At 66.7% G+C, this 14,030-nt stretch carries 10 protein-coding genes; 6 read left to right on the top strand and 4 right to left on the bottom strand.

Going from position 1 to position 14,030, the window contains the following annotated elements; translation table 11 throughout:
* Positions 1 to 40 precede the first annotated feature (40 nt).
* Genes AC3WS4_RS20610 through AC3WS4_RS20595 form a run of 4 tightly spaced genes read left to right on the top strand, consistent with a single transcriptional unit; the run spans position 41 to position 4,597 of the window.
* Positions 41 to 1,945: a TonB-dependent receptor plug domain-containing protein gene (locus AC3WS4_RS20610; RefSeq protein ID WP_492737912.1), complete on the top strand. Its 1,905-nt coding sequence runs from the start codon at positions 41 to 43 to the stop codon at positions 1,943 to 1,945.
* Complete coding sequence (locus AC3WS4_RS20605; protein WP_492737909.1) at positions 1,945 to 2,850, top strand: ABC transporter substrate-binding protein; 906 nt, start codon at positions 1,945 to 1,947, stop codon at positions 2,848 to 2,850. The genes AC3WS4_RS20610 and AC3WS4_RS20605 overlap by 1 nt, the downstream gene beginning before the upstream one ends.
* Entirely contained in the window at positions 2,850 to 3,833 is a 984-nt protein-coding gene (locus tag AC3WS4_RS20600) for a FecCD family ABC transporter permease (protein ID WP_492737907.1), read from the top strand. Before AC3WS4_RS20605 ends, AC3WS4_RS20600 begins: the two co-directional genes overlap by 1 nt.
* Positions 3,830 to 4,597, top strand: a complete 768-nt coding sequence (locus AC3WS4_RS20595) for an ABC transporter ATP-binding protein (RefSeq protein ID WP_492737905.1) — start codon at positions 3,830 to 3,832, stop codon at positions 4,595 to 4,597. The genes AC3WS4_RS20600 and AC3WS4_RS20595 overlap by 4 nt, the downstream gene beginning before the upstream one ends.
* 3 nt (positions 4,598 to 4,600) lie before the next feature.
* Here the strand turns inward: AC3WS4_RS20595 and AC3WS4_RS20590 are convergent, their stop codons facing one another.
* Complete coding sequence (locus tag AC3WS4_RS20590) at positions 4,601 to 6,292, bottom strand: N-acyl-D-amino-acid deacylase family protein (protein ID WP_492737903.1); 1,692 nt, start codon at positions 6,290 to 6,292, stop codon at positions 4,601 to 4,603.
* A gap of 132 nt (positions 6,293 to 6,424) precedes the next feature.
* On the opposite strand from AC3WS4_RS20590, the gene AC3WS4_RS20585 reads away from it, so the two are divergent.
* Positions 6,425 to 7,393: an NAD(P)H-dependent flavin oxidoreductase gene (locus tag AC3WS4_RS20585; RefSeq protein ID WP_492737901.1), complete on the top strand. Its 969-nt coding sequence runs from the start codon at positions 6,425 to 6,427 to the stop codon at positions 7,391 to 7,393.
* Between the two features lie 99 nt (positions 7,394 to 7,492).
* On the opposite strand, the gene AC3WS4_RS20580 is transcribed toward AC3WS4_RS20585, so the two are convergent.
* The 3 genes from AC3WS4_RS20580 to AC3WS4_RS20570 are packed head-to-tail and all read right to left on the bottom strand — an operon-like array spanning position 7,493 to position 13,268.
* Entirely contained in the window at positions 7,493 to 8,902 is a 1,410-nt protein-coding gene (locus AC3WS4_RS20580; RefSeq protein WP_492737899.1) for an efflux transporter outer membrane subunit, read from the bottom strand.
* Complete coding sequence (locus AC3WS4_RS20575) at positions 8,902 to 12,102, bottom strand: efflux RND transporter permease subunit (protein ID WP_187139215.1); 3,201 nt, start codon at positions 12,100 to 12,102, stop codon at positions 8,902 to 8,904. The genes AC3WS4_RS20580 and AC3WS4_RS20575 overlap by 1 nt, the downstream gene beginning before the upstream one ends.
* Positions 12,099 to 13,268, bottom strand: a complete 1,170-nt coding sequence (locus AC3WS4_RS20570; protein WP_492737897.1) for an efflux RND transporter periplasmic adaptor subunit — start codon at positions 13,266 to 13,268, stop codon at positions 12,099 to 12,101. Before AC3WS4_RS20570 ends, AC3WS4_RS20575 begins: the two co-directional genes overlap by 4 nt.
* A 151-nt stretch (positions 13,269 to 13,419) precedes the next feature.
* Here AC3WS4_RS20570 and AC3WS4_RS20565 point away from each other — a divergent pair, with 151 nt between their 5' ends.
* Entirely contained in the window at positions 13,420 to 14,013 is a 594-nt protein-coding gene (locus AC3WS4_RS20565; RefSeq protein WP_187139213.1) for a TetR/AcrR family transcriptional regulator, read from the top strand.
* Positions 14,014 to 14,030: the final 17 nt, after the last annotated feature.

The raw sequence follows: 14,030 nt of genomic DNA, 5'->3' as shown, positions 1-14,030 counted from the left end.
GCCCCCGCCACTTCGCTCTGGCGCAAAGGGGGCTTATCCCATGTTGAAGACCGGTTTCATTTCCCTCCTCGCGCTGACGGCGGCGACGCCCGCCTTCGCGCAGTCCAATCCCGACGAAACGTCGACCGAGGCGAACGGTGATACCATTGTCGTCACGGCGAGCGGCGTCGAACAGAGCCGCACCGAAACGGGCCACACCATTTCCGTTATCACGCGCGACGATCTGGAAACATCGCAAGTGACGTCGATCAGCGACGCTTTAAACCTCGTGCCAGGCGTAGCTGTCGCACAAAGCGGACCCGTCGGATCGCAAACCAGCGTGTTTATCCGCGGCGCCGAAAGCAGCCAGACGCTGGTGCTGATCGATGGCGTGCGGATCAATGATCCTTCGACGCCCAATGGCGCGTTCGATTTCGGTGGATTGCTTACGGGCAATATCGACCGGGTCGAGGTGCTGCGCGGTGCCAATTCGGTCATCTGGGGCAGCCAGGCGATCGGTGGCGTCATCAGCGTGCAAACCGTCGCACCCACGGACACGCTGTCGGCCAATGCTTTCGCCGAATATGGCAGCCATGACACCGCCAAAGTCTTTGGCAATGTGTCGGGCAAGAGTGGGATCATCTCCGGCAGCGTCGGCGCCGGCTATTATCGCACCGACGGTATTTCGTCGCTCATCGGCGGCACCGAACGCGATGGGTACAGGAACTTCTCCGCCAACGGAAAGTTGCTCGTCGAATTCTCGCCTGCCCTCGCGCTCGATCTGCGCGGTTATTACAACAAGGGCCGGATTGAATATGACGACGCCTTTGCCTTTCCGGGCAACCCGGCAAATTCCATTCCCGAATCCGATAACGAACAGTTCGTCGGCTATGCCGGGTTGAACCACGACCTGCTCGACGGCAAGTGGAAGGGGCGCCTGTCGTACAGCCGTACCGACCTGACCCGCAAAGGCAGCGAGGATGGCGCGACCGGTCCTTTCAACTACAATGTTTTCACCGCGCGCGGCAAAGTCGACCGTTTTGCCTATGACGGCAATGTTGACTTCGGCATCGCGTCACTGGTTTTCGGCGGCGCCCATGAAGAGACGTTCGCCAGCACTTTCTATCCCTTGGGCGGTGACACCACACCCACCAGGTTCAAAAGCGACTATTCCAGCTTTTACGGACAGATTGGCGTACACCCGTTTGACGGCCTGACGGTCAACGGCGGCGTGCGGTACGAAGATCATTCACAATATGGCGACCACACAAGCTTTGGTGCCGACGCGGCCTATACGCCCAATGATGGCAAGACCATATTCCGCGCGAGCTATGCCGAAGGTTTTCGTGCGCCGACGTTGAGCGAGGCATTGCCGCCATTCGGCAACATCAATCTGAAACCGGAAACCTCCAAAGGCTTTGACGCCGGAATCGAGCACAGTTTTATCGATCGCAAAATCACGGCGACCGCGACCTACTTCCATCGCAAAAGCAACGACCTCATCGCTTATAATCCCGCGACATTCCAATCGGAGAATATCGGGCGGGTGAAGTCAGAGGGCGTCGAGCTTGGACTTATCGTCCGGCCCAACGACAATCTGGACGTGCGGGTGAATTACGCACTGGTCGATGCTACCACCCGCTCCCCGGGTGCCAATTTTGGCAACCAGCTTGCCCGCCGCCCAAGGGACAAAGCGAGTTTCGTCGCCGACTGGAAATCGCCTTGGGGCCTGAAACTGGGTGCAACGATTGCCCTGACCGGCGACAGTTTCGACAATATCAACAACAGCTTCGCCAATCGCCTCGACGGATACTGGCTGACCGCCGTGCGTGCGGCTTTCCCAATCACCGATCAGCTCGAAGTTTATGGCCGGATCGAAAATCTGTTCGATGAGGATTATGTGGTTGTCAAAGGCTATAATACTTACGGTCGCACAGCCGCCATTGGTATCCGCGTAAAAATCTGATGCAGGGGGTCGGCCTGGCGTCTGTGTTTGCCGCCGCGGTGCTGCTGGTTTCGACCGGCAGCGCCGTGGCGCCGCCCGACGCCGGGCCGCCGCCTTCGAAGCCACTGCGCGTCATGTCGACGAACCAGTGCACCGACCAACTGGTGCTGGCGCTGCTGCCGCCCGAACGGATCGCGTCGGTGACCTGGCTGTCGCGCGATCCGTCGGGGTCGCTGATGGCCGAGGCGGCGCAGCGAGTCGGCATCAATCACGGCCTTGCCGAAGAGGTCGTCCAGCAACAACCCGATCTGATCGTCGCCGACCGTTTTTCGAAACCGACGACGCGGGCGATGCTCAAACGGCTCGGCTATCCGATGATCGAGGTCGACGACGCGACCAGCTTCGATGCGATCCGCGCCAATGTCCGGCAGGTCGCGCGGGCGGTCGGCGAAGTCGCGCGCGGCGAGGCGATGATCGCCCAAATGGACCGCGAGCTTGCCGAACTGGCTCGCGATCCCGGGCCGCCGCTGCGTGTCGTCGCGTGGGACGGCGGTGGTTTCAGCGCGAGCAAGGGGTCGCTCTATAACGCGGTGCTCGAAGCGGCGGGCGCGGTGAACATCGCCAACGAGCCGCCGGTGTCGCGCTATAATCGCCCCGACACCGAAGTGCTGCTCGTCGCCGCGCCGACCCTGCTCGTCAAGGGCGCCGGGGTCCGCCCCGAATATGGAATGCGCGAGAATATCGAGCGTCATCCGCTCGTTCGCCGCTATTGGGACGGCGCGCGGACGGTGGCGATTTCGCCGGCCTATTATGGCTGCGGCACCCCCAGGATAAGCGAAGCGGCGATCCGGCTGCGCGCCGAACTGCGCGGCGCCGCGAGCCGGGTCCGCACCTCGCTTCCCTTTGCCGGGGCTCATGCGCTGTGATGCGCTGGTTTGTCCCGCTGCTGGTCGTCCTGTTGCTGCTCGCGGGATTCGCCTCGCTGCTCGCCGGAACGGTGTGGCTGACCCCCGAACAGGCGCTCGGCGGGCTGCTCGCGGGTCGCACCGACCTCGCGTCGCTGATCCTCGTCGAAATCCGCCTGCCGCGGCTGATCCTCGGGCTGATGGTCGGTGCGATCCTCGGCCTGTCGGGCGCGGTGCTGCAGGGGCTGCTGCGCAACCCGCTCGCCGAACCCGGCCTGCTCGGGGTGTCGGCGGGCGCGTCGCTCGGCGCGGTGATCGCGATCTATTTCGGCTTCGCGGCGAGCTTCGCGATGGCGCCGCCGCTGTTCGGGCTCGTCGGCGGTTTCGTCACCGCGGGCACCGCGCTCGCCTTGTCGCGGCGCGGCGGCACATTGTCGCTGATCCTCGCCGGCGCCGCGGTCAGCAGCATCGCCGCCGCCGGGGTCAGCGTCGCGCTCAACGTCGCGCCCAACCCTTATGCCGCCTATGAAATCATGGTCTGGCTGATGGGCTCGCTCGTCGACCGCAGCTGGGACCATGTCTGGCTTGCAGCGCCTTTCATCCTCGTTGGCGCGATGCTGTTGCTCCTGACCGGCCGCGCGCTCGACGCACTCGCGCTCGGCGAGGCGCAGGCCGAAAGCCTCGGCATCCATGTCGCGCGCACCCGCCTGCTCGCGCTGCTCGGTACCGCGATGGGGGTCGGCGCGGCGACGTCTGTGGCCGGTGCCATCAGCTTCGTCGGGTTGATCGCGCCGCATATCGTCCGCCCGCTCGTCGGGCACCGGCCGGGCAAGACGCTGGTCCCGGCGGCGCTCGTCGGCGCGCTGCTCGTGACCCTCGCCGATGTCGGCACAAGGCTGCTCGTCGTCGACGGCAAGATCCTCGCGCTCGGGGTGTTCATCAGCCTGTTCGGCGCGCCCTTCTTTCTGTGGCTCGTCCTCCATGTGCAAAGGCGCACCGCATGAGCGCGCTGAGCCTCGCCGCGGTCAACGTGCAGCGCGACAAACGCGTCGTGCTGCAGGGCATCGATGCCCTCTTCGCGCCGGGCCGGCTGACCGCCGTGATCGGCCCCAATGGCGCGGGCAAGAGCACGTTGCTCGAAGTCGCGGCGGGGCTGCGCGCGCCCGATGCCGGACGCGTCGAACTCGGCGGGCAATCGCTCGCCGCGATCGGGCGGCGGCTGCTCGCGCGGCGCCGCGCTTACCTGCCGCAGCGCGCCGAGGTCGAATGGCCCATCAGCGTCGAGCGCGTCGTCGCGCTCGGGTTGACCCCGGTGCTGCCGAGCTTCGGCGATCTGCCCGCCGCGCTGCGCCCCGCGATCGATGACGCGCTCGCCGCCTGCGATCTCACCAGCTTGCGCGACCGCCCGGCGACCAGCCTGTCGGGCGGCGAGCTGGCGCGCGCGATGCTGGCGCGCGCGATCGTCGGCGATCCCGAACTGCTGATCGTCGACGAGCCGACCGCGGGACTCGACCCGCGCCATGCGCTCGACGCGGCGCGGCGGCTGCGCGCGCGCGCCGATGCCGGGCGCACCGTCATCATGGCGATCCACGACCTCGACCTCGCGCTGCGCCACGCCGACGATGTCGTCGCGATCAAGGACGGCGCGTTGCTCGCGGCGGGGTCGGTCGCCGAGGTGATGAACGAGGATCTGCTCGGCGCGCTCTACGAGGTGCGGGTGCGTATCACCCGCGATGCCGACGGTGCCGCGATCCGCTTTCGCGACTGAACCTCAGCGGCATTTCCCGAACCCCGCGCCGCGTACCGCGCGGCCGGGGGTGGCGCCGGTCGGCTCGCCGTCCTTGAGCACGGCAGCCCCGTTGACGAAGACGTCGCGCACACCGGTCGCATATTGGTGCGGCTTCTCGAACGTCGCATGGTCGGCGATCGTCCTGGGGTCGAAGATCACGACATCGGCATAATAGCCGGGCTTCAGCGCCCCGCGTTCCTTGATGCCGAGGTTGGTCGCGGGCAGCGTCGTCAGCCGATACACCGCCTGTTCGAGCGAAATCAGCTTCTCGTCGCGGACGTAACGGCCAAGCAGCCGCGCGAAATTGCCATAGGTGCGCGGGTGCGACCCCGATTTCAGGAACACCCCCTCGGCCGATTGCGACGCGGCGTCGGAGCCGAAGCTCATCCACGGCAGCTGCACCTGCTTGCGGACATTGTCCTCGGACATCAGGAAATAGACGGTGCCGACGCGCGACCCGTCCTCGACCACCAGGTCCATCGCGGTCTCTTCGGGGCTCTTCCCGCGCATCGCCGCGACTTCGGCGAGCGTTTTGCCGGTCAGCGGTTTGAGCTTGTCGTTCTTGAAGCCCGACAGGATCATCTTGTCGGCGCCCGCGCCGTAAAAGAGATTTTCCCAGTCGCTCCCCGGCTTCCGCATTTCGGCGGCGACGCGCGCGCGGGTCGCGGGGTCCTTCAGCCGCTCGATCCACGCCTCGAGTCCGCCCGCCTGCACCCAGGTCGGCATCGCGGCGTCGAGCCCGGTCGCCCCCGCCGTATAGGTATACATGTCGGCGGTGATCCGCTGGCCCGCGGCGCGCGCCGCCTCGACCTTGGCTACGACCGAATCATATTTGCCCCAATTGTCGCGGCCCGCCATCTTGAGGTGATAGATTTCTGCGGGGGCGCCCGAACGACGCGAAATCTCGATCAGTTCGTCGACCGCTTCCTCGAGCCGGTCGCCTTCGGAGCGCATATGGCTGATATACATGCCGCCGCATTTGGCGGCCTCGCTGGTCAGCGCGACCAGCTCGTCGGTCTCGGCATAGGAGCCGGGGGCATAGATGATCGAGCTGCCGACGCCGAGCGCGCCCTCGTCCATCGCCTGCCGCACCAGCGCCTGCATGCGCGCCAGCTGCTCGGGGGTCGGGTCGACATCGTCTTCGCCCAGCTCGTGGATACGCACCGTCGCGGCGCCGACGAAGCTCGCGACATTGGGCGCGATGCCGCGCTTCTCCAGATACGTCAGATAATCGCCGAGGCTGGTCCACTCGATGGCATATTTGATATCGCCCTGGCGCTCGGTCTCCTGGACCTTCATCGTCGCGTTCATCGGCCCCATCGACCAGCCTTCGCCCATCACCTCCAGCGTCACGCCCTGGCGGAGATCGCTCTGGCTGCGCGGGTCGGCGATCAGCGATTCGGTCGCCCAGCTCAGCATGTTGATGAACCCCGGCGCGACCGCCATGCCGCTGGCGGACACCTCGCTGCGACCCTTGCCCTCGACCTTGCCGACCGCGACGATGCGATCGTCCTTGATCGCCACGTCGCCGGTGAGAGGGGCCTTGCCCGACCCGTCGTAGATCGTGCCGCCGCGGATCACGACGTCATAGACGGGCTCGGCACTCGCGGCGGTCAGCGCGATCCAGCTCGCGACGAGGACGAGCGATCGTCCGATATTCTGCCTGCCCGCCATGTCCCGTCTCCTGTTCGCCGCCGAGGGCATATCCTGCCCGAGCAAGATGCGCTTGGCCATGCGCATTATCGGGCTTGATCGCCGCCAGCCCGCGCGCCAAGGGTTTCGCAACAAAACCGATGGGAGGAAGCTTTGATCAAGACGCGCATTACCGAGAAGTTCGGCATCGAAACCCCGATCATCATGGGCGGCATGACCGGTGTCGGCTATGGTCCGCTCGTCGCCGCGGTCGCCAATGCGGGGGCTCTGGGCTTCATCACCGCGCATATGTATCCGACCGGCCAGGCCTTGTTCGACGAGATCGAGGCGACCCGCAAGCTGACCGACAAGCCGTTCGGGGTGAACCTGACCCTGCTGCCGTCGATCAACCCCATTCCCTATGACGAATATCGCGAGGCGATCATCGCCAGTGGCATCAGGATCGTCGAAACCGCGGGCCGCGCCCCGACCGACCACCTGCCGGCCTTCAAGGACGCCGAGGTCACGGTGATCCACAAATGCACCTCGGTGCGCCACTCGGTGTCGGCGGTGAAAAAGGGCGTCGACATGATCAGCATCGACGGCTTCGAATGCGCGGGTCACCCCGGCGAGGACGATGTCGGCCTCGTGGTGCTGCTGCCGGCGACGGTCGATGCGCTGCCCGATACCCCGATCATCGCCTCGGGCGGCATGGCCGACGGGCGCAGCATCATTGCCGCGCTGGCGCTCGGCGCCGATGCGGTCAACATGGGCACGCGTTTCTGCGCGACCGTCGAGGCGACAATTCACCAGAATGTGAAGCAGCGCATCGTCGATGCGACCGAGACCGATACGGTGCTCGTCGGCCGCACGCTGCGCAACACCGCGCGTGTCGCGAAGAATGCGGTGTCGGTCGAGGTTGCCGAAATCCAGCGCGACCCGACCAAGAGTTTCGAGGATGTGAAGCATCTGATGGCGGGCGTGCGCGGGCGCGAAAATGTCCTGCGCGATGGCGATGTCGATGGCGGCATCTGGACCAGCGGTCAGAGCCAGGCGCTGATCCACGACATCCCGACCTGCGCCGAGCTGGTCGCGAATATCATGCGTCAGGCCGAGGAAGTTCGGGCGAAGATCGCGGGGTAATATCCGCCGTCATTGCGAGCGAAGCGAAGCAATCCAGGGCGGTCTACGCCACTCTGGATTGCCGCGTCGCTTCGCTCCTCGCAATGACGAAGCTCGGAATTAAACCGCCGGCTCCTGCCAGCCGCCGCCCAGCGCGAGGAACAATGCGACGAGGTTCGTCGCGCGGGTCTGTTCGGACTGGGCGATGCTCGCGTTGATCGATGCCAGCGTCCGCTCGGCATCGAGCACGACCTGGAAATTCTCGCGTCCCGCCTGATAGCGCAGCCGCGCGATGCGGGCGGCGTCGCCGGCCTCGGCCGCCGCGCGGCGCAGCGCTGCGAGCCGGTCGAGTTCGCCCGCATAATTGGCGAGCGCGCTTTCGCTTTCCTGCAGCGCGGTCAGCCAGGTGCCGTCGAAACTCGCGAGCGCGCCATCGGCCCCGGCTTCGGCCTGTTTCAGCCGCGACCGCGCGACCTCCATGTTCGGGAAGCTCCACGAGATCAGCGGGCCGAGCGAGAAGCGGAAGCCGTCGGACTTGCCGAGTCCCGAGATCGAGCTGGCGGTCGAGCCGACCGAGCCGCCGAGGCTGATGCTCGGGTACAGATCGGCGGTCGCGACATTGACCCGCGCCGCCGCTGCGGCGAGCTGGCGCTCGGCGCGGCGGATGTCGGGGCGCCGAGCAAGCAGCGACGCACCGTCGCCGACGGGGATAGGGCGGTTCAATTCGGGCGGCGCCTGGCAGGCGAGCACGGCAGCTGGCGCTTCGGCGGGCGGCTTGCCGGTGAGCACCGCGAGGCGATAGAGCGCGGCGGCGCGCTGCGCGGTCAGCGTCGGGATCGTCGCCCGCGTCTGTTCGAGCAGTGCGCCCGCCTGCCCGGTTTCGAGCCGCGTCGCGCGGCCACCCTCGAACAGGCGGCGGGTGAGGTCGAAGGTCTGCTGCTGGATACGCAGCGTGTCCTCGGCGACCGCGATCTGGCGGTTGAACGAACAGACGTCGGTGTAAGCGCGCGTCGTTTCAGCGGCGACGGTGATGCGGGTCAGGTCGAACGCCGCCTGCACCGCATCGGCGTCGGCGCGGCTGGCGCGGATCGCGCTTTCGACGCGGCCGAACAGGTCGACCTGATAGCCGATGTCGAGCCCGACGTCATAGCTGTCGCCCTCGATCGAGCCGGCGCCGAGCGGGTTCGCCTGGCGCGCATAGGTGCCGCCGGCGCCCACCGTCGTCGTCGGCAGGCGGCCGGCGCGCGATTCGCGCAGTACCGCGCGCGCCTGCGCCAGATTGGCGGCGGCGACGCGAAGATCGGTGTTCGCCGTGAGCGCTTCACCGACGAGCTGGTCGAGCAACGGGTCGCCGAACAGGCTCCACCATGGACCCGGCGGCTGTTCGCCGCTGAAGGCGGGCGACTTGCCGGCTTCGAGGAAGGGCGCCTGCGACGGCGCCGCGGGAACCGGCGAGACATAGCGGGGGCCGACGGTACAGGCCGACAGCGCCAGCATGCTCGCGGCGGCGAAGATCAGGTTGCGGGTCATTAGCGGGTCTCCGCCGGGCTGGTGTCCGGCTGTTTCTGCTTGCGGTCGCGGCGGGCGAAGGCGGTCGCCTTGTCGCCGAGCTTGCGGCAGAGGACATAGAAGAGCGGGGTGAAGATCAGTCCGAAGATCGTCACGCCGAGCATGCCGAAGGTCACCGCGGTGCCCAGCGCCTGGCGCATCTCCTGTCCCGGGCCGCTCGCGATCGCCAGCGGCACGACGCCGAAGATGAAGGCGAAGCTGGTCATCAGGATCGGGCGGAGGCGCGAGCGTGCGGCGTGGACCGCGGCGTCGATCGTGCTCATCCCGTCCTGTTCCTCGGCCTGTTTCGCGAACTCTACGATCAGGATCGCATTCTTCGCGGCGAGCGCGATGAGCACGACCAGACCGACCTGCGTCAGGATATTATTGTCCATCCCGCGCAGGTTGACGCCGAGCATCGCCGCGAGGATGCACATCGGCACGATCAGGATCACCGCGAGCGGTAGCGGCAGCGATTCATATTGCGCCGCGAGCACGAGGAAGACGAACACCACCGCGAGGCCGAAGATCAGCACTGCGCCGCCGCCCGCCGCCTTTTCCTGATAGGCGAGGCCCGTCCATTCATAGGCGAAGCCCGACGGCAACGTCTTGTCGGCAAGCCCCTCCATCGCGGCGAGCGCCGCACCCGACGACACGCCCGGCGCCGCCTGTCCCTGCAGTTCGACCGCGGGGAACAGGTTATAGCGCACGACGCGCGTCGGGCCGCTGTCGTCGCGGAAGGTCGCGACCGACGACAGGGGCACCATCTCGCCCGAGGTCGAGCGCACCTGCAGCCGTCCGACATCCTCAATGCTGGCGCGCGAGGTCGGTTCGGCCTGCGCGGTCACGCGGAAGGTGCGGCCGAGGAAGTTGAAGTCGTTGACGTATGTCGACGCCAGATAGGTACCGAGCGCGGCATAGACCTGGCTCGGATCGACACCCAGGATCTGCGCCTTGTCGCGGTCGACATCGGCGAAGATGCGTGGGCTTCCGGTGTTGAACAGCGAGAAGACCTGCTGCACATCCTTCATCTGCGCCGCGCCGCCCATCATGGCGCCGGTGGCCTGTTCGAGCTCCTTGTAGCTTTCGCCGCTGCGGGCCTGGATCATCATCGTGAAGCCGTTGCCGTTGCCCAGCCCCTGCACCGCGGGGGGCGCGATGACGAAGGCGTTCGCTTCGGGCAGCGCATTGGCGAGCACGCCCGACAGCTGCTGCGACAGCGCGGTTGCGGAGAGCTTGCTGCCGCGCTCGCCCCAGTCGGTCAGGCGGATGAACATCGTGCCCGCGTTCGACGCGGTCGAGAAACTCGATCCGTCGAGGCCCGAGAAGGTCGCGATGCTGGCAACACCGTCGATCTTCTTCACTTCCTGTTGCGCGCGGGCGAGGACTTCGCTGGTGCGGTCGAGCGACGCGCCCGGCGGCAGCTGGACGACGCCGATCAGCACGCCCTGGTCCTGGTCGGGAATGAAGCCCGTCGGCGTGTCGGCGAGGCGCCAGCCGGTCGCCGCGAGCAGCACGGCATAGATGGCGAGCATCAGCCCGCCCTTGCGCACCAGCGAGGCGGTGGTGCGGCCATAGCGGTCAGACAATTTGTCGAAGCCGCTGTTGAACTTGTCGGCTGCGCGCCGGACGACGCGCATCACCGGGTTCTTTGGCTCTTCATGATGCTCTTCGTGCGGCTTGAGCAGCAGCGCCGCCATCGCCGGCGACAAGGTGAGCGAGGTGAGCAGCGAAAACACCGTCGCCGCCGCGATCGTCACCGCGAACTGCTGGTAGAAGATACCGGGGATGCCGGGGACGAAGGCGGTCGGCACGAACACCGCGACGAGCACGAGGCCGATCGCGATCAGCGCGCCCGACACTTCCTCCATTGTCCGGTGCGCGGCTTCGCGTGGACTGAGGCCTTCGCGGATATGCTTCTCGACCGCCTCGACGACGACGATCGCGTCGTCGACGACGATCCCGACCGCGAGCACCAGCGCGAAGAGCGACAGCGAGTTGATCGAGAAACCGAGCGCGAGCTGGACCGCGAAGGTGCCGACGAGCGCCACCGGAATCGCGACGATCGGGATGATCGCGGCGCGCCAGGTCTGCAGGAAGACGAGCACGACGAGCACGACGAGGAAGATCGCCTCGACGAGCGTTTCCTGCACCGCGGTCACCGACGCCTGGACATATTCGGTCGGGTTGAAGGGGATTTCATATTCGAGCCCCGGGGGGAAGTCGGCCGAGGCCTTCTTCACTTCCTCGAGCACGAGGTTCGCGGCGTTGAGCGCATTGGCACCCGGCTGCTGGATCACCGCCATGCCGACGCCTTCGCGGCCGTTGAACACGCCGCGCACGCCATAATCCTGCGCGCCAAGCTCGACGCGCGCGACATCCTTCAGCCGCGTGATCGCGCCGTTCGTCGTGTCGGTCTTGATCACGACATTGGCGAACTGGTCGGGGGTGACGAGGCGGCCCGGGACTTCGACGGGCAGTTCGAACGCCGGATTGCCCTTGCCATAGGGCGGGGCGCCGACCGAACCGCCGGCGACCTGGACGTTCTGGCTCTGCAGCGCGGCGACGATTTCGGGCGCGGTCAGGTTGCGCGCCGCGGCCTTGTCGGGGTCGATCCACACGCGCATCGAATAATAGCCGCCGCCGAAGATCTGCACCCCGCCGACGCCTTCGAGGCGGAGCAGCCGGTCGCGCAGCGTCGAATTGGCGTAGTTGCCGACATAATCGGTATCGATTGCCGGGTCGGTCGAGGTCAGCGCGACGATCATCAGGAAGCCCGATTCCTGCTTGTTCACCTGCACACCGATCTGGCGCACCTGTTCGGGCAGGCGCGGCTCGGCGAGCGCGACGCGGTTCTGGACCAGCACCTGCGCGGCATCGAGGTCGGTGCCGGGTTCGAAAGTCACGGTGATCTGCGCGGCGCCCTGCGTCGAGCTGCTCTGGATATAGAGCATATTCTCGACGCCGTTGATCTCCTGCTCCAGCGTCGAGGCGACCGTTTCGGCGATCGTCTCCGACGAGGCGCCGGGATAGGCGGCGGTGATGCTGATCGTCGGCGGCGCGATCTCCGGATATTGGGCGAGCGGAAGCTGCGGATAGGCGAAGGCGCCGATCAGCGTGATGAAGATCGCGATGACCGCCGCGAAGATCGGGCGGTCGACGAAGAAGCGGCTGATATTCACTTGCTGTTCGCCCCGCCCTTCGCGGCGGGCGCGGCCTTGGCCGTCAGCACCTTGCCGTCAGCCGCGATCGTCCCGGCCTGCACCTTGGCGGGCTGGCCCGGCCGCGCGCGCTGGAGGCCGCCGACGATGATGCGGTCCTTCGCGGTGACGCCGGTCTTGATCACACGCAGCCCGTCGACGACGGGGCCGAGGGTGACCGGGCGCGCCTGCACCACATCCTTGGGGCCGATGACGTAAACGACGCGGCGCGCGCCGTCGGTGACGATCGCGGTGTCGGGCAGCAGGAAGGCCGGACGCGGCGCCGAGGCGGCGAGCTGGAGCTGGCCGAACAGGCCGGGGCGCAGCTTGCCGTCGGGGTTCTGGACGACCGCGCGGACGGCGATCGTGCCCGATCCGTTCGACAGCGCATTATCGACGAAATCGATGCGGCCGTTGATGGCATAATCGTCGGCGCCCTGCAGCTTGATGCGCACCGGGGCGTTCTGCAGCGTGTCGCCGCGCCGCTCATAGTCGAGCAGGCTGGCTTCGGAGCCCTGGAAGCTGAAATGGATGGGGCTGGTCGACACGATGGTGGTCAGGATCGTCTGGTCGGCGATCACCGAATTGCCCGGATCGACCAGGCGTTGCGACACGCGGCCCGAAATCGGCGCGACGACGCGGGTAAAGCCGACGTTGAGCGCCGAGGCGCGAATCGCGGCATTGGCGGCGGCGACATCGGCCTCGCCGGTGCGGACGGCGGAGCGGCGCTGCTCGACTTCTTCCTGGCTCGCGGCCTGCGATGCGGCGAGCGTCGTCGACCGCGCGAGTTCGGTGCGGGCGTTGGCGAGCGTCGCCTGCGCGCGGGCAAGCTGGGCGCGGGCCTGGTCGAGCGCGGCCTGGCTCGGGCGCGCGTCGATGGTGAACAGCAACTGCCCGGCGCGGACATATTGGCCGTCGGTGAAATGGGCGCGCTGCAGATAGCCCGAGGCGCGCGGCCGGACCTCGACGCTGTCGACGGCTTCGAAGCGGCCGACATAATCGTCCCATTCGGTCACGTCGCGCACCAGCGGCGCGGCGGCGGTCACGGGGAGCTGGGGCGGGCCGCCCTGGGCGTCGTCAGCACCCGAACAGGCGGCGAGCGTCAGCGACAGCAGAATCGAAAGCGCGATGGGAAAGCGCAAGGTCATAGCGTGTATCTTTTCTTTTTTCAGGGCGGTCCGGCATCGCGCGACAGGGAGGGGGGAGGTGCCACGCGATGCCAGACTTTGCCGCCTAATCTGGGTTAGCGATTAAGTCAACAGGTGTTGATTTATTTCTCAGCCGCGATAATAGGACGCCATGGAGAGAGAAATCATCGTCAAGAAACGTGACGCGGTCGCGACACGCGCCGCGATCCTTGCGGCGGCGCGCCAGCGTTTCCTGCGCGAAAGCTACGGCAGCGTCGGCCTGCGCGATATCGCGGGCGACGCGAAGGTCGATGTCGCACTGATCAGCCGCTATTTCGGCGGCAAGGAGGGGCTGTTCCGCGAAGTCGTCGCCGACGAGGAAAAGCCCAAGATCTTTTTCGAGCCGAAAAGCATCGACGAGCTCCCCGGTTTTCTGGCGCAGCTTGTCGTCGATGACGCCGACGAGGATCTCGAAAAGCGGATGGAGATGTTCATCATCATGCTCCGTTCGGCCTCCTCGCCGCAGGCCGGTGCGATCATCCGTGAGTTCGTCCATCGCGATGTCCTCGCCCCGCTCACCGAACTCATCGGCGGCGAACAGGGTGAACTGCGCGCGAATATGCTGCTCGCGATCCTGATGGGGGTCGGGGTGCTGCGTTCGATCATGATGGTCGACGGCTTCGCGGACGAGGAAGACGAGGAAGCCGTGATCGCCGAATGCGCCGAGCGCTTCCGCAGCCTGTTCGCGGCGGCGCTGACCTGCTGAATATTCCACGACAAGCA

This window comes from Sphingopyxis sp. EU05-FHT14B03 (assembly GCF_058790875.1).
Note: the sequence above shows the minus strand (reverse complement) of the source record. Positions and strands in the feature narration are given on the sequence as shown.